The sequence below is a fragment of the Nocardioides sp. Root151 genome (assembly GCF_001427925.1).
Classification (GTDB): domain Bacteria; phylum Actinomycetota; class Actinomycetes; order Propionibacteriales; family Nocardioidaceae; genus Nocardioides.
In genome coordinates, this window is the sequence record NZ_LMGG01000001.1 from 1,514,471 (window position 1) to 1,533,960 (window position 19,490).

Annotated in this window: 18 protein-coding genes; 13 read left to right on the plus strand and 5 right to left on the minus strand. The window is 69.5% G+C overall.

The features are described from left to right. Nucleotides 1-3: 3 nt before the first annotated feature. Nucleotides 4-660: an SDR family oxidoreductase gene (locus tag ASD66_RS07195; protein ID WP_056684628.1), complete on the minus strand. Its 657-nt coding sequence runs from the start codon at nt 658-660 to the stop codon at nt 4-6. Between the two features lie 84 nt (nt 661-744). On the opposite strand from ASD66_RS07195, the gene ASD66_RS07200 reads away from it, so the two are divergent. Genes ASD66_RS07200 through ASD66_RS07210 form a run of 3 tightly spaced genes read left to right on the plus strand, consistent with a single transcriptional unit; the run spans nt 745 to nt 3,865 of the window. Next, the gene (locus ASD66_RS07200; RefSeq protein ID WP_082599355.1) at nt 745-1,392 is read left to right on the plus strand and encodes a TetR/AcrR family transcriptional regulator; all 648 of its coding nucleotides are present in this window, start codon (nt 745-747) and stop codon (nt 1,390-1,392) included. Then, nucleotides 1,389-3,065 carry an FAD-binding dehydrogenase gene (locus tag ASD66_RS07205; RefSeq protein WP_056890424.1) on the plus strand — a complete coding sequence of 559 codons (1,677 nt, stop codon included), beginning with the start codon at nt 1,389-1,391 and terminating at the stop codon, nt 3,063-3,065. Before ASD66_RS07200 ends, ASD66_RS07205 begins: the two co-directional genes overlap by 4 nt. Continuing rightward, entirely contained in the window at nt 3,065-3,865 is an 801-nt protein-coding gene (locus ASD66_RS07210) for an SDR family oxidoreductase (protein ID WP_082599356.1), read from the plus strand. Before ASD66_RS07205 ends, ASD66_RS07210 begins: the two co-directional genes overlap by 1 nt. A 151-nt stretch (nt 3,866-4,016) precedes the next feature. Here the strand turns inward: ASD66_RS07210 and ASD66_RS07215 are convergent, their stop codons facing one another. Next, nucleotides 4,017-5,798 carry a DEAD/DEAH box helicase gene (locus ASD66_RS07215; RefSeq protein WP_082563930.1) on the minus strand — a complete coding sequence of 594 codons (1,782 nt, stop codon included), beginning with the start codon at nt 5,796-5,798 and terminating at the stop codon, nt 4,017-4,019. 10 nt (nt 5,799-5,808) lie between these two features. Then, entirely contained in the window at nt 5,809-6,672 is an 864-nt protein-coding gene (locus tag ASD66_RS07220) for an alpha/beta fold hydrolase (protein WP_056684619.1), read from the minus strand. A 108-nt stretch (nt 6,673-6,780) separates the two neighbouring features. Here ASD66_RS07220 and ASD66_RS07225 point away from each other — a divergent pair, with 108 nt between their 5' ends. Genes ASD66_RS07225 through ASD66_RS07250 form a run of 6 tightly spaced genes read left to right on the plus strand, consistent with a single transcriptional unit; the run spans nt 6,781 to nt 14,492 of the window. Further along, a complete protein-coding gene (locus ASD66_RS07225) occupies nt 6,781-8,217 on the plus strand; it encodes a pyridoxal phosphate-dependent decarboxylase family protein (protein ID WP_056890425.1) in 1,437 nt (478 codons plus the stop codon). Further along, the gene (locus ASD66_RS07230; protein ID WP_056890426.1) at nt 8,214-9,524 is read left to right on the plus strand and encodes a lysine N(6)-hydroxylase/L-ornithine N(5)-oxygenase family protein; all 1,311 of its coding nucleotides are present in this window, start codon (nt 8,214-8,216) and stop codon (nt 9,522-9,524) included. Before ASD66_RS07225 ends, ASD66_RS07230 begins: the two co-directional genes overlap by 4 nt. Beyond that, a complete protein-coding gene (locus ASD66_RS24905) occupies nt 9,521-10,054 on the plus strand; it encodes a GNAT family N-acetyltransferase (protein ID WP_056890427.1) in 534 nt (177 codons plus the stop codon). The genes ASD66_RS07230 and ASD66_RS24905 overlap by 4 nt, the downstream gene beginning before the upstream one ends. Before the next feature lie 49 nt (nt 10,055-10,103). Further along, nucleotides 10,104-11,897, plus strand: coding sequence for an IucA/IucC family protein (locus tag ASD66_RS07240; protein WP_200949899.1), 1,794 nt, complete (start codon nt 10,104-10,106; stop codon nt 11,895-11,897). A 49-nt stretch (nt 11,898-11,946) separates the two neighbouring features. Continuing rightward, entirely contained in the window at nt 11,947-13,959 is a 2,013-nt protein-coding gene (locus ASD66_RS07245; RefSeq protein WP_056890429.1) for a penicillin acylase family protein, read from the plus strand. Then, nucleotides 13,956-14,492 carry a GNAT family N-acetyltransferase gene (locus ASD66_RS07250; protein ID WP_056890430.1) on the plus strand — a complete coding sequence of 179 codons (537 nt, stop codon included), beginning with the start codon at nt 13,956-13,958 and terminating at the stop codon, nt 14,490-14,492. The genes ASD66_RS07245 and ASD66_RS07250 overlap by 4 nt, the downstream gene beginning before the upstream one ends. A 20-nt stretch (nt 14,493-14,512) precedes the next feature. Here the strand turns inward: ASD66_RS07250 and ASD66_RS07255 are convergent, their stop codons facing one another. After that, nucleotides 14,513-15,472: an alpha/beta hydrolase gene (locus ASD66_RS07255; protein ID WP_056890431.1), complete on the minus strand. Its 960-nt coding sequence runs from the start codon at nt 15,470-15,472 to the stop codon at nt 14,513-14,515. Nucleotides 15,473-15,637: 165 nt separating this feature from the next. Between ASD66_RS07255 and ASD66_RS07260 the strand changes: the two genes are divergently transcribed. The 4 genes from ASD66_RS07260 to ASD66_RS07275 all read left to right on the plus strand — a co-directional run bounded on the left by ASD66_RS07260 (nt 15,638) and on the right by ASD66_RS07275 (nt 18,915). Then, nucleotides 15,638-16,225, plus strand: coding sequence for a hypothetical protein (locus ASD66_RS07260; RefSeq protein WP_056890432.1), 588 nt, complete (start codon nt 15,638-15,640; stop codon nt 16,223-16,225). A gap of 107 nt (nt 16,226-16,332) precedes the next feature. Continuing rightward, nucleotides 16,333-16,938, plus strand: coding sequence for a YceI family protein (locus ASD66_RS07265; protein ID WP_056684592.1), 606 nt, complete (start codon nt 16,333-16,335; stop codon nt 16,936-16,938). 154 nt (nt 16,939-17,092) lie between these two features. Then, on the plus strand, nt 17,093-17,986 hold the full coding sequence (locus ASD66_RS07270) for a GNAT family N-acetyltransferase (RefSeq protein WP_056890433.1): 894 nt from the start codon (nt 17,093-17,095) through the stop codon (nt 17,984-17,986). 71 nt (nt 17,987-18,057) lie between these two features. Continuing rightward, a complete protein-coding gene (locus ASD66_RS07275) occupies nt 18,058-18,915 on the plus strand; it encodes an ABC-2 transporter permease (protein WP_056890434.1) in 858 nt (285 codons plus the stop codon). A gap of 129 nt (nt 18,916-19,044) precedes the next feature. Here ASD66_RS07275 and trxA read toward each other — a convergent pair whose 3' ends face one another. After that, nucleotides 19,045-19,392 (minus strand): thioredoxin, encoded by a 348-nt coding sequence (trxA, locus tag ASD66_RS07280; RefSeq protein ID WP_056890435.1) that lies wholly within the window; start codon nt 19,390-19,392, stop codon nt 19,045-19,047. Nucleotides 19,393-19,490: the final 98 nt, after the last annotated feature.

Here is a 19,490-nt window from a genome sequence, read left to right on the forward strand (position 1 = left end):
AGGTCAGCCGGGGTAGTGCACGAGGGGCGTCCACTCCGCGTCCCGGCGTACGACGGCCGCATGGATCGCCGTCGCCACGTTGCCCGGACCGAAGGTGCCCGACTGGGCCAGCACTCCGTCGACCTGCACGTTGACCGCGCGGATTCCGTCGGGCTCGAGGGTGGTGTCGAGGCTGATCACCAGATTGCGCAGGGCGGCCTTCTGCACGCCGAGCGACGCGGCCTGGTTCCACGGCTTGTCGGCGGCGGCACTGCCGGTGACGACCACGCGGGCACCGCTGCGCAGGTAGGGCCGCGCGGCCTGCACGGCGGGCAGCAACGGCGCGACGCCGAGGCGGAGGTCGTCCAGGAGCTCGTCGACGGTCAGGGCGAGCGGGTCCTTCTGGCGGAAGGTGCTCGGGTTGAAGTGCAGCACGTCGATGTGGCCGTGCCTGCGACCCACCTCGTCGACTGCCCGGCGTACGGCCTTCTCGTCGGTGAGGTCGACCGCCACCGTGTCCACCTTCGTGCCCGCCCCTCGCAGGTCGTCGGCCAGCTGGCCGAGGCGGTGCTCGGAGCGCGCGGCAAGCACGATCTTGTAGCCGTCGTTGTGGAACCGGTGCGCCACCGCGCGGCCCAGGCCGGGCCCGGCACCGAGGATGAACAGGACAGGAAGGGTCACCCCGTCAGGGTAGTGGCGGGCGCCCGTGGTTCACGGCACTTCAGCCCTTCCGATACAGAGCTGTATCGGATACATTTTCGTATCGTGAGCACTCCAGCGCCGACGCGACGCCGCCAGCAGACTCGGCAACGCCTGCTCGACGCCGCGCTCGTGGTCTTCGCCCGCGAGGGGTTCGGCCGGTCGACCGTCGAACAGGTCTGCGAGCAGGCGGGGTTCACCCGCGGCGCGTTCTACTCCAACTTCACCTCGCTCGACGAGCTCTTCCTGGCCATCTGGGAGCAGCGGTCCGACGAGATGCAGTCCGACCTCGCGGCGTTCCTGACCCAGGAGCCACCGCCCGTCACGTCGCTGCGTGAGGCCGTCGAGCACGTGCTCTCGGCGGTTCCGCTGGACGACGAGTGGTACCGCGTGACCGCCGAGTTCACCGCGCACGCACTGCGCAACCCGGCGCTGCGGCGCGTGATGGCGCAACGCGAGGAACGCATCGAGGCGGGCCTCATGCCGACGCTCGAAGCACTCCTGGCCCGGGTCGGACGACGCGTCATCGATCCGGCAGCACTCGGCCCGGCCCTGGTCGCCGTGCACGACGGCACCTCCGTGCAGTGCCTGATCGAACCCGACAACGCTGCCGTCCTGCAGCGCCGTACAGACCTCTTTGTCCTCCTGGTCACGGCACACACCGTCGAGGCCGACACCGCCGTCACCGACACCCCACCCAAGGAGACCCCATGACCGACGACGACTTCCGCCCCGACGTGATCGTGGTCGGCGCCGGCCTGGCCGGGCTCGTCGCCACCCACGAACTGGTCAAGGCCGGCAAGCGCGTGCTGGTCGCCGAGCAGGAGAACCGCAACAACCTGGGCGGGCAGGCGTTCTGGTCGCTCGGCGGGCTCTTCTTCGTCGACAGCCCCGAGCAGCGCCGCATGGGCATCAAGGACTCCCCCGAGCTCGCCATGCAGGACTGGCTCGGCTCGGCCGGCTTCGACCGCCTCGACGACCAGGACGTCTGGGGCCGCCAGTGGGCCGAGGCGTACGTCGCGTGGGCTGCCGGCGGCAAGCGCGACTACGTGCGGGGCCTCGGCCTGAAGTTCCTGCCGTTCGTCGGCTGGGCCGAGCGCGGCTCGGGCTCGGCGAGCGGTCACGGCAACTCCGTGCCGCGGTTCCACCTCTCGTGGGGAACCGGGCCGGCGGTCGTGGAGATCTTCGAGAAGCCGGTGCTCGACGGCGAGGCGCAGGGTCTCGTGCGGTTCGCGTTCCGTCACCAGGTCGACGAGCTGGTCGTGGACGCCGGCGCCGTGGTCGGCGTACGCGGTTCCGTGCTGGAGGACAGCGACGCCGAGCGCGGCGTGAAGTCCTCCCGTGAGGTGGTCGGCGACTTCGAACTGCGCGCGGGCGCCGTGGTAGTCACCTCCGGCGGCATCGGCCACAACTTCGACCTGATGCGGGCGAACTGGCCGGTCGACCGGCTCGGTCCCGTGCCCAAGCACATGATCGCCGGGGTGCCGGCCCATGTCGACGGCCGCATGCTCGCGATCTCGGAGGCCGCCGGCGCCAACCTGGTCAACTCCGACCGCATGTGGGCCTACACCGAGGGCATCCACAACTGGGACCCGATCTGGCCCGACCACGCCATCCGGATCATCCCCGGACCGTCGTCGATGTGGTTCGACGCGCTGGGCGACCGGCTGCCCTCGCCGAACTTCCCGGGCTTCGACTCGATCGGCACGATGAAGGCGATCCTGGCCACCGGCCACGACTACTCGTGGTTCGTGCTGACCCAGAAGATCATCGAGAAGGAGTTCGCCCTCTCCGGCTCCGAGCAGAACCCCGACATCACCCGCCGCGACCTGAAGTTCATGCTCCAGTCCCGTCTGGCCAAGGGCGCACCCGGCCCGGTCGAGAAGTTCAAGGAGCACGGCGAGGACTTCGTCGTAGCCGACACGATCGGCGAGCTGGTGGCCGGCATGAACGAGCTCGGCCGGGACGGCGCGGTGCTCGACGCGGCCCACGTCGAGAAGCAGATCGTCGAGCGCGACCGCCAGCTCGACAACGCCTTCTCCAAGGACCTGCAGCTGATGGCGATCCGCAACGCCCGCCTGTCGCGTACCGACAAGCTGATCCGGGTGGCCTCACCGCACCGCATCCTCGACGCCGACAACGGTCCGCTGATCGCGGTGCGCCTCAACATCCTCTCCCGCAAGACCCTCGGCGGCATCCAGACCGACCTCGACTCGCGGGTCATCGGCGGCGACGGTGCGCCGATCCCCGGCCTCTACGCCGCCGGAGAGGTCGCCGGGTTCGGCGGTGGCGGCGTGCACGGCTACAACGCACTCGAGGGCACCTTCCTCGGGGGCTGCATCTTCTCGGGTCGCGCCGCGGGCCTGGCCCTGGCGAAGGCCCTCTGATGCGCACCGCCCTCGTCACCGGCGCCTCCTCCGGAATCGGCCGGGCCACCGCAATCGCCTTGCTGGGCAAGGGGTTCCGGGTGATCGGCACCAGTCGCAATCCGAAGTCGCTGCGCGACGACCAGCTCGTCGAGGGGGTCGAATGGCTGGCGCTCGACCTCGAGGATCGCGCGTCCATCGTGGCCTGCGCGCAGGCAGCAGGCCCGGTCGACGTTCTGGTCAACAACGCCGGGGAGTCGCAGTCAGGTCCGCTGGAGGAGCTGCCGGTCGAGGCACTCGACCGGCTCTTCCAGCTCAACGTGCTCGGCCCCGTGCAGCTGACCCAGCTGCTCCTGCCCGGCATGCGCGAGCGTGGCTACGGACGGGTGGTGATGATGGGTTCGATGATCGCCAGCTTCCCCCTGCCCTACCGGTCGTCGTACGCCGCCACCAAGGCCGCGATCCGGGCGTTCGCCACGGCCGCACGCGAGGAGCTGGCGCCGTACGGCGTGTGGCTGACCACGGTCGAGCCCGGGTCGATCAACACCGGCATCAGCCAGCGCCGCACGAAGTACGTCGCCGACGACTCGCCGTACAAGCGTGAGTGCAACACCGTGATCGCGCGACTCGACGAGCTCGAGGCGGGCGGCGTGAGTGCCGACGACGTCGCCGCGACCGTGTGTGAGGCGATCGAGGCCGAGAAGCCGAGGTCGCTCTACGCCCGCGGCAGCAACGCACCCCTGGTCTTCGCGCTGCGCCGAGTCGCGCCCCGCGGGCTGGTCGAGACGATCACGGCGAGGAAGTTCGGCATCCGCCACTGAGTGCACGATTCATGTCGAGCCTGCGGGGGAACCCGACAGATTCCGTGCGCTCACGGCGGGAGCCTCTTGCTCCTCCATCACGACGGAATGCCGCTGCTCAGCACCGCAAGAACCCACGGTTCGCGGCACAGGAATCCACGGTTCGCGCGGGTCAGTACTTCTTGTGGCGGGGCTTCTTCTCGAACTTCTTCGGGCCACGGTCGCTGGCGCCACCGTCGTACTTGTTGTGGGGTGTGCGGCTGATCTCTTCGCCGTCGGCCTTGCTCAGCTCGATCAGCTTGCCGGAGATGCGGGTGCCGCGCAGCTTGTCCCACGCATCGCTGGGCAGGTCGACCGGCAGCTCGACGATCGAGTGGTCGGGACGGATGTCGATCTTGCCGAAGTCGCCGCGACCCAGGCCGCCCTCGTTGGCCAGCGCGCCGACGATCTGGCGCGGCTCGACCTTGTGGCGCTTGCCGACGGAGATGCGGTACGGCGCCATCGGCACGTCGCTGCGACCTCGCGACGGGCGGTCGGGACGCTCACGGCGGGGGCCGCGGTCGTCTCGGGAGCCACGGTCGGAACGGTCGGAGCGGTCGGAGCGCGTGAAGGTCTGGGCCGGCTCGGGCTCCATCAGCAGGGGCGTCTTGCCCTGGAGTACGACCGCCAGCGCGGCGGCCACGTCGGCCTCGGGCACGTCGTGCTCGCGGACGTAGTGGTTGACCACGTCGCGGAAGAACTCGACCCGGTCGGAGTTGAGCGCCTCGGTGATCGAGTCGTCGAAGCGGGCCAGGCGCGTGGTGTTGATGTCGTCGACCGTCGGCAGCTGCATCTGGGTCAGCGACTGGCGGGTGGCCTTCTCGATCGCCTTGAGCAGGTAGCGCTCGCGCGGGGTGATGAACGAGATCGCGTCACCGCTGCGGCCGGCGCGCCCGGTGCGGCCGATGCGGTGCACGTAGGACTCGGTGTCGGTCGGGATGTCGAAGTTCACGACGTGGCTGATCCGCTCGACGTCGAGGCCACGGGCCGCGACGTCGGTGGCGACCAGGATGTCGAGCTTGCCCTGGCGCAGCTGGTTGATCGTGCGCTCACGCTGGTTCTGGGCGACGTCACCGTTGATCGCGATCGCGGAGAAGCCACGGGCCCGCAGCTTCTCGGCGAGCTCCTCGGTGGCGGACTTGGTGCGGGCGAAGATGATCATCGCCTCGAAGTTCTCGACCTCGAGGATGCGGGTCAGCGCGTCGATCTTCTGCGGGTAGGACACCGTCATGTAGCGCTGGGTGATGTTCGCGGCGGTGGTGGTCTTGTTCTTGACCGTGATCTCGGCCGCGTCGTTGAGGTACTTCTTCGCGATGCGGCGGATCTGCGGCGGCATCGTCGCGGAGAACAGCGCGACGTGCTTCGAGTCAGGGGTGTCGGCCAGGATCGTCTCGACGTCCTCGGCGAAGCCCATCTTGAGCATCTCGTCGGCCTCGTCGAGCACCAGGAAGCGCAGCTCGGAGAGGTCGAGGGTGCCCTTCTCGAGGTGGTCCATGATGCGACCCGGCGTACCGACGACGACGTGGACGCCGCGGCGCAGGGCCGAGAGCTGGACGCCGTACCCCTGGCCGCCGTAGACGGGCAGGACGTGGACGCCGTTCATGTGGGAGGCGTACTTCTCGAACGCCTCGGAGACCTGGAGCGCGAGCTCACGCGTGGGCGCGAGCACCAGCGCCTGCGGGGTCTTCTGCTTGAGGTCGAGCTGGGAGAGGATCGGCAGCGCGAAGGCGGCGGTCTTGCCGGTTCCGGTCTGCGCGAGGCCGACGACGTGGCGTCCCTCGAGCAGCGGTGGGATGGTGGCGGCCTGGATGGGAGAAGGCGACTCGTAGCCGATCTTCTTCAGTGCCTTGAGCACCCGTTCATCGAGCCCGAGTTCATCGAAGGTCGGAACAGCATCGATTTCAGGGTCAGTCATGGGGTCCAACCTAGTGCCCGCGCGGCTGGAACCCCTTATTTTCGGCGGAGTCGATCCGCTCACACACGATCTCGGCGAGCACGTCGGGCGCCTCGTCGGGGATCCAGTGGCTCACGCCGGTCAGCACCTGGAGCTCGAACGGGCCGTCGACATGGCGCTCGGCAAGCTCGACTCCGCGGCGGCCCAGCGCGACGTCGCCGTCGCTCCAGACCTGGGTGGTCGGAGCCACCACGCGGCCGCGCGCCATGCGTGGATGGGTGAACGGGAGCGCGCGGTACCAGTTCAGCCCGCCGCGCAGGGCGCCGTACTCCACGATGTCGGTGCGGAACGTCTCGACCATCTCGGGAGTCATGCCGGCCCGCCCCAGCGCCAGGCGGGCACCGACCTCCTCGCCGAGCACGCGCTCGGGGACCCACGGCAGCTGGAAGAAGCCCATGTACCAGGAGCGCAGCACCTGGCTGCCGACCATCGAACGCATGAACGCGGCCGGGTGCGTGACCGAGACCGCCGTGAGGCTGCGCACCAGCTCGGGGTGCGCGGCCGCGGTCGGCCAGGCCACCGCGGCACCCCAGTCGTGGCCGACCAGGTGCACCGGCCCGACGTCGAGCGTGCGGATCAGGGCCGCGACGTCGGAGACCAGGTTCTCCATGCGGTACGCCGTCCGCCGGCGCGGCCTGGCCCGTGGTGAGTAGCCACGCTGGTCGGGCGCGACCGTGCGGATGCCGCGCCCGTGCAGGCGTATGGCCACCTCGTTCCACGACGCTGCGCGCTGCGGGAAGCCGTGCAGCAACACGGCGACGGGCCCGTCGACCGGCCCCTCGTCGATGACATCGAAGGTGAGCCCGGCATTGCTGTAGGTGGTCACGCGTTGCATACCCCCAGTATGCGTGGGAGCGACGCAGGTCACACCACCCCCCTCTCGACAAACACCGCCGGCTGTTTACTAAGGTAAGCCTTACCTTAATCTCGGAAGGAGTTCGCGGTGTCCCATCCCTCCGCGCACCACCTGTTCCATCCGGCCAATGCCGACGCCTGGGCGACCACCGTGCTGAGCGGCGTCGCCCACCTGGGCCGCCAGCTGGCCGAGGTCGACGGGCCGTCGAACGGCACCGCCCCCGAACTTGCCGCCAAGCTGGTCGCCGACGTCGACCTCGACACCCCACTGAACGACACGACCGCCGCCCTCGAGGAGATGTCCCGCCTCTACCTCGACGACGCCGTGTGGTTCCACGAGCCGGGCTACGCCGCTCACCTGAACTGTCCCGTCGTGATCCCCGCACTGCTGGCCGAGCTCTACGTGTCGTCGGTGAACTCCTCGCTCGACACCTACGACCAGAGCGTCGGCGGCACGTTCATCGAGCGGCACCTCATCGACTGGACCGCGGCCCGAATCGGCTTCCCCGAGACCACCGCTGACGGCATCTTCACCAGCGGCGGAACCCAGACGAACCTCCAGGCACTCCACCTGGCCCGCGGCCGGGTCGAGCGCCGGGGCCTCGACCGGCTGCGCATCTTCGCCTCCGCCGACGGGCACTTCAGCGTCCAGAAGGCCGCCCGCCTGCTGGGCCTGGGCGACGACGCCGTGGTCTGCATCCCCGTCGACGAGCGCCACCGCATGCGCCCCGACCTGCTCCGCGGGGCCCTCGACCGGTGCCTCGCCGACGGCAACGTCCCGATGGCCGTCGTCGCCACCGCCGGTACGACGGACTTCGGTGCCATCGACCCCCTCGACCGGGTCGCCGACCTCTGCCACACCTACGCGACCTGGTTCCACGTCGATGCGGCGTACGGCGGCGGGCTGCTGGCCTCACCTCGGCGCAGGCACCTGCTCTCGGGCATCGAGCGCGCCGACTCGGTGACCGTCGACTACCACAAGACGTGGTTCCAGCCGGTCTCCGCGAGCGCGCTGATCGTGCGCGACACGGCCACGCTGCGCCACATCACCTGGTACGCCGACTACCTGAACCCGAAGGACGCGGCCCACCCCAACCAGGTCGACAAGAGCATGCAGACCACGCGTCGCTTCGACGCACTGAAGCTCTGGCTGACCCTGCGGATCATGGGCCCCGACCTGATCGGCGACTACTTCGACACCGTCATCGACCTCGCGGCCGAGGTGCACGACGCGATGGTGCAGTGCCCCGACATCGAGCTCGCGGCCGAGCCGACGCTGAGCACGCTGGTGTTCCGCTACCGCCCACGGGGGGCGGACCCGGCGACGACCGACGAGGTCAACACCCGCATCCGGGCGGCGCTCTTCGACAGCGGCCGCGCGATGGTCGCCTCGACGAAGGTCGACGGTGAGGTCTGGCTCAAGTTCACCCTGCTCAACCCGATGGCCACCTCGCGCAACATCCTCGACATCGTCGACCGGGTGCGCGTGACCGGGGCCGAGATCCTGACGGGAGCCGCCAGATGAAGGACTTCGTCGCCGTCGGCCTCGGGCCGTTCAACCTCGGCCTGGCCTGCCTGACCGACCCGATCGACGAGCTCGACGGGCTCTTCCTCGAGGCCCGGTCCGAGTTCGCCTGGCACCCCGGCATGATGCTCGAGGACGCCACCCTCCAGGTGCCGTTCCTGGCCGACCTGGTCACGATGGCCGACCCCACCTCGCGGTTCTCGTTCCTGAACCACCTCAAGGAGATCGGCCGGCTCTACCCGTTCTACATCCGCGAGTCGTTCTTCCCGCTGCGCCAGGAGTACAGCGACTACTGCTCCTGGGCCGCCTCGCGGCTCGACTCGGTGCGCTTCGACTCACCGGTCACTCGCATCGAGCACGACGGGTCGGCGTACGTCGTGACCACCGGCTCCGGCGAGCAGCACGTGGCGAGGCGGTTGGTGCTCGGCACCGGCACGCAGCCCTACGTCCCCGAGGTGGCGCGTGGGGTGCTTGGTTTCGAGACAGGCGCAGAGCGCCTTCCTCAACCAGCGGGGGTCACGTGTCACTCGGCGGACTACCTGCGGCGCAAGGCCGAGCTCCAGGAGCTCGAGTCGATCACCGTCATCGGCAGCGGGCAGAGCGCCGCCGAGGTGTACGCCGACCTGCTGGCCGGCATCGACGAGCACGGCTACACGCTGACCTGGGTGACCCGGTCACCGCGGTTCTTCCCGATGGAGTACACCAAGCTCACCCTCGAGCTGACCTCGCCGGAGTACACGTCGTACTTCCAGGGCCTGCCGGGCGAGACCCGGGAGGAGCTCCTGCGCGGGCAGCGCTCGCTCTACAAGGGGATCAGCGCAGAGCTGGTGAACCACATCTACGACGAGCTCTACCGGCGCCAGGTGCACGGCGGCACCGAGACCACGCTGGTCACCAACACGGCGGTGACCGCCGCGTCGGCCGTCGACGGTGGAGTCCGGCTCGAGCTGCACCACGTCGAGGAGGACGAGCACTTCGCACTGGAGACCCGGGGCGTCGTCTTCGCGACGGGCTACAACCGCGAGGTGCCGGAGTTCCTCTCCCCGATCCGCGACCGGATCCGGTGGGACGACCACGGTCGCTTCCTCGCCGACGCCAACTACGCGATCGACGTGGCCGGCAACGAGATCTACGTCCAGAACGCCGAGGAGCACACCCACGGCTTCGTGGCCCCCGACCTCGGCATGGGCGCCTACCGCAACTCCAGGCTGATCGCCGCGATGCTCGGCCGCGAGGCCTACCCCATTGAGAAGCGGATCGCCTTCCAGGAGTTCGGCGTCCCCGACCACCTCAGGAGCGCACCGTGAGAATCACCCTGGAACCCGTCGTCGTCGACCGCGACCTCGGGCTGCTGCATGCGTGGGTGACCCACCCGCGCTCGCTCTACTGGGAGATGCAGGGCGCCACCGCCCTGGACGTGGCCCGCGAGTACGACGCGATCCGCGCGAATCCGCACCACCACGCGTGGCTGGGTCGGGCCGACGGCACCCCGCAGTTCCTGACCGAGACCTACGAGCCGCAGCACGGTCCCCTGTCCGGGCTGCCCGAGATCGCGGAGGGCGACCTCGGCATGCACGTGCTGGTGGCACCGCCCTCGACGTACCGCCCCGGCTTCACGACCGAGGTGTTCCGCGCGGTGATGGAGTTCTGCTTCGCCGATCCCGCCGTACGCCGGGTGGTGGTCGAGCCCGACGCCCGCAACGAGAAGATCGCCGCACTCAATGCCGCCGCGGGCTTCGTCGTCGAGCGCCACGTCGACCTGGGCCACAAGACCGCCGCGCTGTCGTTCTGCACCCGGGCGGCGTTCCTCGACTCTGCACTGGGGGTGCCGGCATGAGCACCCCATTCGAATGCTCACTTCGTTCTGCCTCGAACAGGGACCCCGCATGAGAAGCCACGACGTGACGCACCTGCAACCCGATCTGCTCGCGACCGCCCAGATCTCCCTTGTCTGCAAGGCGATTGCCGAGTTCTCCCACGAGCGCCTGCTCGCCCCCGTCGCCGACGGCCACGCCTGGGAGCTGGTCTCCCCCGACGGCTCGGCCCGCTACACCTTCACCGCGCGCCGCCACCAGCTCGAGCACTGGGTACTCGACCGTGACTCGCTCGAGCGCACCGTCGACGACACACAGCGCCCCGTCGACGACACACAGCGCCCCGTCGACGTCCAGCAGTTCCTCGTCGAGTTCGCACCCCTGCTGGGCATTCCCGATGCACTGCTGCCGACCTATCTCGAGGAGCTCGCCTCGACGCTGGCCTCCTCGATGTGGAAGCTCGGAAACTCCACGGCGTCGGCCGACGACCTGGTGCACGCCGACTACCAGGCCCTCGAGGCCGCGATGACCGAGGGCCACCCGGCGTTCGTGGCCAACAACGGCCGGATCGGCTACGGCGGCGACGACTTCGCGGCCTACGCCCCCGAGACCGGCAACGAGGTGCGCCTGCTGTGGGTCGCCGTACGCCGCGACAAGGCGGCGCTGTCCCTGGGCAGTGGCCTGACCGAGGAGTCGCTCTACCGCGACGAGCTGGGCGCGGAGACGCTGGCCGGCTTCGAGGCGACCCTGGCCGACCTCGGGCTCGACGCGCACGACTACCTCTACCTCCCGCTGCACCCGTGGCAGTGGGTCAACCGGGTGGCGATCACGTTCGCCCCCGACGTGGCCCGCCGCGACATCGTGCTCCTCGGCGAGGCGCCGGACACCTTCCGGGCGCAGCAGTCGATCCGCACGTTCTTCAACACCAGCAACCCGCAGCGGCACTACGTGAAGACCGCACTCGCGATCCAGAACATGGGCTTCCTGCGCGGGCTCTCGCCGAAGTACATGCGGGTCACCCCGGCGATCAACGACTGGGTGCACGACCTGGTCGCCGCCGACGACGAGCTGCGGGCCCGTGGCTTCGGCGTGCTGCGCGAGTGCGCCGCGATCGGCTACACCGGTGACGCGTTCCACCACCTCGGCTTCACGTCGCCGTACCAGAAGATGATCGCCGCACTCTGGCGTGAGAGCCCGCTGCCGCAGCTGCGCACCGGGGAACGACTGGCCACGATGGCGTCGCTGCTGCACCGTGACGCCAAGGGCTCCTCGCTGGCCGCCGCGATGATCGTGGAGTCCGGGGTCGCGCCGGTGCAATGGCTGCGCAGCTACCTCGACGCCTACCTGCGGCCGCTGGTGCACTGCCTGCTGCGCTACGACCTCGCGTTCATGCCGCACGGGGAGAACCTCGTGATGGTGATCGAGGAGCACGTGCCGGTGCGGATGTTCATGAAGGACATCGGCGAGGAGGTCGCCGTGATGGGCGACCTGCCCCTGCCCGAGGAGGTCGAGCGGATCCGCGCGGCGGTGCCGGCCGACGAACAGTCCCTGGCGATCCACACCGACGTCTTCGACGGCTTCTTCCGCCACCTGGCCGCAATCCTCGACGAGGACGGCGTCCTGCCGGCCGCCGACTTCTGGAGCGAGGTGCGGGCCTGCATCGAGCGGCACCTGACCGACCACCCGGAGCTGGCCGACGGGGCGGCGAAGCACGACCTGCTGCGTCCGACGTTCCGGCACAGCTGCCTCAACCGCCTGCAGTTGCGCAACACGCTGCAGATGGTCGACCTGACCGATCAGGCAGGTTCCCTGCTGTTCGCCGGGGAGTTGGCGAACCCGGCCGCTCCTGCAACGGTTGCGGAATGACCACCCCATTCAAATGCTCACTCCGTTCCGCTTTGAACAGGGACACCGAATGAGCTCCGAGGTCATCCACGACGCACACGGCATCCCGCACATCCGGGCCGACTCGCTCGAGGAGCTCGCCTTCGCCCAGGGACACGAGATGGCCACCGCCCGGGCCGGCCAGCTCGAGCTCGAACGACTCCGCAGCGAGGGGCGAACGGCCGCCCACCTCGGCCGGGCCGGACTCGAGTGGGACCGCTTCTCCCGGCGGGCCGGCATCGATGACCTCGCACAGCGCGGCTACGACGCGGTCGACGACGAGACCCGCGACTTCCTCGTCGCCTTCACCGACGGCATCAACGTCGCCTTCCGTGACCGGCGCTGGATGCCCTGGACGCCGCTCGGCGTCTTCCTCGTCCAGCAGCTCCAGTTCGGCGCCTACCCGTCCAAGCTCTGGCGCCACAGGGTGTCCACCACGCTCGGGCCGGCGGGGGTGCGGGCCCTCTCGGTGGAGCCGCCGACGGTGGCCGGCAGCAACGCCTACGCGCTGGCCGGTGACCGCACCACGACCGGCCTTCCGCTCGTCGCCGGCGACCCGCACCGGGTCTTCGAGGCACCCAACGTCTACCTCCAGACCCACCTCGCCTGTCCCGACTTCGACGTGGTCGGCTTCTGCTTCCCGGGCGTGCCCGGCATCCAGCACTTCGGCCACGCCGGCTCGGTGGCGTGGGGCCTGACCAACGCGATGGCCGACTACCAGGACCTGTACGCCGAGCAGCTCGAGGTGCACGACGGCCGGTTGGTGGCACTCGGCCCCGACGGCTGGGAGCCGGTCGAGGTGCGCGAGGAGTTCCTCGACATCCTCGACGACGAGCCCGAGCCGGTCGAGATCGTGGTCACCGAGCGCGGACCGATCGTCTTCGAGTCCGACGCGCTCTCGTTGCGCACCGCCTCGTGGGCGCTGGGCGACCTGGGCTTCGGTGCCCTGCTCCCCCTGCTGCGCTCCCAGACGGTCGCCGACGTCGAGTCCGCCCTGGAGCACTGGGTCGAACCGGTCAACAACTGGGTGATCGCCGACTCCGCGGGCGTCGTACGCCACCGGGTGGCCGGCCGGGTGCCGCAGCGGGACCTTGCCAACCGGTTCGGCATCGTGCCGGCCTCCGACGGCCGGCACGCATGGTCCGGCTGGGTGGACGACCTGCCCGTCGTCGATCCCGGGAACGACGGTCGCGTGGTCACTGCGAACGAGCGGACCACCCCGGCGTACGACGCGATCAGCAGTCACTTCGCCGAGTCCTGGCGCGCGGACCGCATCGGCACGCGCCTCGACGCCGAGGAGTCCTGGTCTGCCGAACGCGCGATCGAGCCACTCACCGACGTCCGCCAGCTCGGTGGCGACGCGCTCCTCGCCGCGGTCGCCGCACTCACCGACCTGTCGCCGGAAGCCGCTGATCTTCAACGCACACTGGGGTCCTGGGATCTCGCGATGGCCGTCGACAGCGCCGGAGCAGCGGCCTTCAACGACGTCCGCGAGCGGATCGTGCTGGCTGTCAGCGCCCACCCGGCGTTGGCCGGGCTGACCGATGCCACGGTGTACGGCGACATGTACGTGCCGTGGCTGTGGTTGCCCGGACGCGTCGGCCAGTCCCTGACCAAGCTGCTGGCCCACGGTGAGGGAATCGGCATCGACCTGCCGGCACTCGTGCGGGCCGCCGTCGAGGAGTCCGCCACCGCCACCCCGCGGGCGTGGGGCGAGCGCCACGGCTTCGGGCCGTTGACCGGACTGGCCCAGTTCGGGCTGGACGACGACGTCGTGCCGGTGGCCGGCGAGCCGCTCCCCGGCGACGCCGAGTGCGTCGCGGCAATGGGCTGGCTGCCCGGCACCGACACCTCGGTGCGGGGGCCCGTCGCCCGCTACGTCTGGGACCTCGCCGACCGCGACCACAGCCGGTGGGCCGTCCCGCTCGGCGCCTCGGGCATCCCCGGAGACCCGCACCAGGTCGACCAGTTCGAAGCCTGGCGCGACGGGACGCTTCTCCGGGTCACCACCGACTGGGACACCCTTCGCAAGGAGCACTCGTGACGATCACGCTGAACGCCCGCCTCGCCCTCCGCCCGGTGCACCCCGAGTCCGACGGTGCCCTGCTCCACGGCTGGGTCACCGAGGAACGGGCCAGGTTCTGGGGCATGCTCGAGCGGCCGCTCGACGAGGTCATCGACATCTACACCTACATCCAGGAGCAGCCGCACCTGGCGGCGTACCTCGTCTGCTGGGACGACGAGCCCTGGGCGCTGTTCCAGACCTACGACCCGGCGGTCGACGAGATCGGTGAGTTCTACGACCGACGGCCCGGCGACGTCGGCGTGCACCTGCTGATGGGCCCGGGGAAACGACCCGACGGGTTCTCGGAGGCGATGTTCACGCACCTGCCCGGGTGGGTCTTCAGCGATCCCGGGGTGCAGCGCATCGTGCTGGAGCCCGATGCCCGCAACAACGCCTCGGTGAGCCTGATGCCGCGGATCGGCGCCCGTCTCGGACCCCAGGTCGAGATGCCGCAGAAGACGGCCCAGTTCGCGTTCATCGAGCGCTCGGGGTGGACCGCGCCGAGCGTGTAGACCGCGTGGCTCCGCGCCGGTCAGACGGCGAGGTCGTCGACCGCACGCAGCCGGCGCCCGCCGACCGTGTCGCGCACGAAGCCGGCCACCCGGTCGATCGCCTCGCTGCTCTCGGGCAGCAGGTCGCCCAACACCGGGAACGCGTGCACCTGGCCGTTCCAGATGTGCAGCGTCACCGGCACGCCGGCCCGCTGGAGTCGCTCGGTCATCAGCTCCGCGTCGTAGCGCAGGATCTCGTCGGCGGCACAGATGATCAGCGCCGGCGGCAGTCCTGCGAGGTCGCGGTTCACCGGCGACGCGGCGGGGTCGAGGATCGGCTTGCCGGTGACCAGGCGGGTGATCGCGTCGAGGCGTCGGGCCGGGATGTAGTGGTCGCGCCGGGCGTTGACGTGGTTGCGCCGCTCGGTGTTGTCGAACTCGAGCCACGGTGACAGGCCGACGACACCGCCGAGGCTGATTCCCTGCGCGGTGGCCTCGATCGCCACGGCGAAGGCGAGGTGGCCCCCGGCGGAGTCACCGGCCAGCACCATCGATGAGGCGTCGAAGCCGCGCCGGATCATCCAGTTCGTGGCGTCGACGCCGTCGGCGATGCTCTGGTCGACAAGGGCCTTGTCGTGCTGGCGGTAGGCGACCGACAGCACCGGGACTCCGGTGCGCAGGGCCAGGTGCTCGACGATGCGTCGGTGGGTGGCGAGCCCGCAGAACACGAAGGCGCCGCCGTGGAAGTAGACCAGGCCCGCTGTCCCGGGCTGTGCGTCGTGGGGCGTGACCAGCTCACCGATCCAGCCGTCGCCGGTGACCTTCTCCACGCGCGTGCCGCGGTGGCGCGGGGCGATGCGGGCGCCGATGTCGAGAGCGTGGCGCAGGGGCGCGATCGGCCCGTTCACCGGGAACCAGCGCAGTGCGGGCCGGGCGACGAGCTTCGCGGCCGTCCCGAGCGCGACGGACCGGCAGCTGGTGCGTTCATGGATCTCGATCACGACTCAGTCCTTCCGCCCGAGCGCTTGCTCGTGCAAGCGTCCGGCGACTGTACGACGCCCGGGTGGCCCAGGTCACGTGTTTCAAGCAAGTTGAGTCTTCAAATTTCTCGGACTTTTTCCAACAGGGGTGGGCAATTCGGGCCCCGATCACTACTGTCCAGAGGCATGAGCGACGCCGATGAGCCGCGACCTGAGTACGTCTCCTACGAGGACTTCGGCCGCCAGTTCTTCGTTGCCGCCGTCACCGCCGACCGGATCCTGGCCGGTGTCGACGTCCTCGCCGGCGAGCCCATCGAGTTCGGCCCCATCGGGGTCGGGCCCGGCCGATTGGCCAAGGTGGACGCCAAGGGCCGTATCGGCCGTCCCACGGCCAGCCCACGCCCCGGCGAGCTGGTCGGCTACCGCGTCGACCTTCCGGTCGACCTGCACCCTACCATCGACCTGCAGCTGGACACGCACCGGTTCGACGCGCACCTCGTCGTACCGCTCGAGCTGACCGCGCGAGCGCTGGACGGCTGCACCATCTTCATCGAGGCAGTTCCTCCTCGGGCCGAGCAGGTCGAGCTCGAGCTGAAGGCCGGTGGCCTGCGCGCCTCGCTGCTGCAGAGGGTGGCCGGGGTCGAGGGCGAGATCCAGCGCTTCGTGGCGAAGTACGTCGCCCGCGAGCTCGACAAGCCGGCACTCCGGGCGGCGCGCACGATCGACGTGGCTCGCGCGATCGACTCCTCCTGGAGCGGACCGAGCGCTCAGTGATGTGACACGCGCCACATTGGGTGCAACTCGGGAATGACCTCGCCTAACCTGTAGTTGAAAGTTCAATGAATGCCACGAACACCTCAACTTTCAGGAGCAGACCCGCAATGAGCATCTTCAGCCGCAGCAAGTCCACCGCCACCGCCGAGCCCGTCTTCGACGCCGGCACCAGCGCCCTCGCTGACATCTCGGGCGACTACACCATCGACGCCTCCCACACCTACATCGGCTTCCAGGCTCGCCACGCGATGGTCACGACCGTCCGCGGTGCGTTCAAGGAGTTCGAGGGCACCGCGACGATCGACGCCGCGAACCCGGCCGCCTCGAAGGCCGAGCTGACCATCGCCGTGAACAGCGTCGACACCGGTGTCGCCGACCGCGACGGCCACCTGGCCTCCGGCGACTTCTTCGACGTGGAGAACTTCCCGACCATCACGTTCACCACCACCAAGGTCGAGGCGGACGGCGACGACTGGGCCGTCACCGGCGACCTCACCATCAAGGACGTCACCAAGCCCGTCACGGTTCCGTTCGAGTTCACCGGCTCCGCCCAGGACCCGTTCGGCAACGTCCGCGTGGGCTTCGAGGGCGAGATCGCCGTCAACCGCAAGGACTGGGGCCTCTCCTGGAACGCCGCGCTCGAGACCGGCGGCGTGCTCGTCTCCGAGAAGGTCAAGCTCAAGTTCGACGTCTCCGCGATCAAGAACGCCTGACGAACCGTGGCTTCTTGATGCGCGAACCGTGCGTTCTTGCGCCTCGAACCATGGATTGTTGATGCGCCAGCCGGCCGGTCCCCTTGGGGCCGGCCGGTTTCGTCGTCCCTGAAAACCAGGTGCGCCCCGGGCGACCTGACCGGACAATCGGGACATGCCCCTCCTCGCAGGCCTGACCACCCGGCCCCTCGCCCTCGACGACGCAGCGGCCGTGACCGCGCTGATGGCCGCCGAGGAGCTGGCCGACATCGGCGAGGTCGCCATCGAGGAGGCCGACATCGTCAGCGACTGGCAGCGCCCCAGCTTCGACCTGGCCGCCTCCACCATCGGCGTCCTCGACGGCGACCGCCTGATCGGGTACGGCGAGCGCTCGCTCGGCAGCAGGGCCGACGCGGCGGTCGACCCGGCGTACCACGGCCGCGGCATCGGCACGTTCATCGCCGAGTGGCTCGAGGAGCACGCCCGCCGCGCCGGTGCACCGCTGCTGGGCATGCCAGTGCCGCAGGGGTCTCCGGGCGACCGGCTGCTCGAGGCCCGCGGCTACCGGGTTCGCTGGACGTCGTGGGGGCTGGAACTCCCACCGGGCAAGGCGATTGAGCCTAGGCCGCTGCCCGAGGGGTTCACCCTGCGCGAGGCGCGAGCCGACGAGGCACGTTGTGTCTGGACAGTCGTCGAGGACGCATTCCTCGAGTGGTCGGTGCGGGAACGCGATCCGTTCGAGGACTTCGCTGCCAAGGTGATGGAGCGACCGGGTTTCCAGCCGTGGAACCTCCGGGTCGTCGCCGACGAGGCCGACGCGGTCGTCGGGGTCTCGTTCGTGATCGACGGCGAGTACGGCGCTTTCATCGAGAAGCTCGCCGTACGCAAGGATCTTCGCGGCCGCGGCCTGGCGCAGGCACTGCTCTCCGACTCGTTCACCGTCGCGCGGGAACACGGCGCCACCCGTTCGGAGCTCAGCACCGACTCGCGCACCGGGGCACTGGGCCTCTACGAGAAGGTCGGCATGGAGGTCACCTCGACGTGGGTGAACCGCGCCCTCGACCTGTAGCCCACTTCGTGTCCGTCATGGGATGCTGACCCTCGTCACTGCCAGGGCTACGCATTCCGGGAGCAACCCACATGACCGAGAAGTCTCGATCCGGCAAGAAGGTCGTCCGCGCCGAGAAGACCCCGGCACCCAAGGGCGGCGCCGGCCCCTCGGGCGGTGGCGGCGACGTCGAGGACCCCGGCCCTACCTGGAAGCCGACGCCCGAGGCGAACAAGAAGGCCACGACGTTCCGACTCATCGCCGCGACCCTGTGGGTGCTCGCGATCGCCGGAGAGATGTTCGGCATCTTCTACGTGCTGCGCCAGGACGACGTCAACATGGTGCTCCTGATCGCACTCATCGTGGTGATCGGCGCCCTGGCCATGGGTGGCTCGTTCCTCTGGAAGAAGGCCAACCGGCTCGATCCGGCCTCACGCCAGGACACCGTGCGGTTCTTCGTGCAGAACCAGCTGGGCGCGATCATCACGGTGATCGCGTTCCTCCCGCTGATCGTGATGATCTTCCTCAACGACACGATGGACAAGAAGGACAAGGCGATCGCCGGCGGCATCGGCATCGCTGTGATGGCCGTCGCCACCCTGTTCGGGATCGAATGGGACTCGCCTTCTGTCGAGCAGTACACCGAGGAGACCAACCAGGTCGAGGACGTCGTCGGCGAGAACCTCGTCTACTGGACCAAGTCCGGTGAGGTCTTTCACCTCTGCGCCGACGTACCCGCGGTCAACCGCGAGTCGAAGGACGGCAAGATCTATGAAGGCACGGTCGCCGAGGCACACGAGGCCGGCAAGTCGCGGCTGACCAAGCAGGTCGACTACGAGGCCAAGGTCTGTGGTTTCGACACCGGCACCTCGGGCGGCTCCGACGCACCCGCTTCGGACGAGCCCGAGCCCAGCGGCGCCGTCGAGCCGTCACCTTCATCCAGCGAGTAGCCCCGCGGGCCGGGCCGACTCACTCGCTGGGCTGCGACCCGGATCGTGCAGGTGCATGGTCTGGACACGAAATGCGGCCACATCGACGTCACAACCATGCACGTGCACGATCGTGGTCGCCCGCTGCGGTCAGGCTTCTTCCTCGACGGCTGACAGGTCGAGGTCGCGCACGGCGGTGATGACCTGCTCAAGCGCCTCGGCGGGGAGTGCGCCGGGCTGGGAGAAGACCAGCTGGCCCTGCTTGAAGGCCATCAGCGTCGGGATCGAGGTGACCCGGGCCGCGGCGGCCAGCTGCTGCTCCTCCTCGGTGTTGATGCTGCCGAAGACGATGTCGGCGTGCTTCTCGGCCGCCGCCTCGTAGATCGGCGCGAACTGGCGGCACGGGCCGCACCACGACGCCCAGAAGTCGACCAGCACGATGTCGTTGCTGGTCACGGTGGTCTCGAAGTTGGCGGCACCCAGTTCGATGGCAGACATGGCGTCGAGCCTAACCCGACACGCGTTGTGCTCAACCGGCCTCACCCGCCATGGTGGGTACGGCGCACTCGGCACCAATGACTGATGTGGAGGACTGC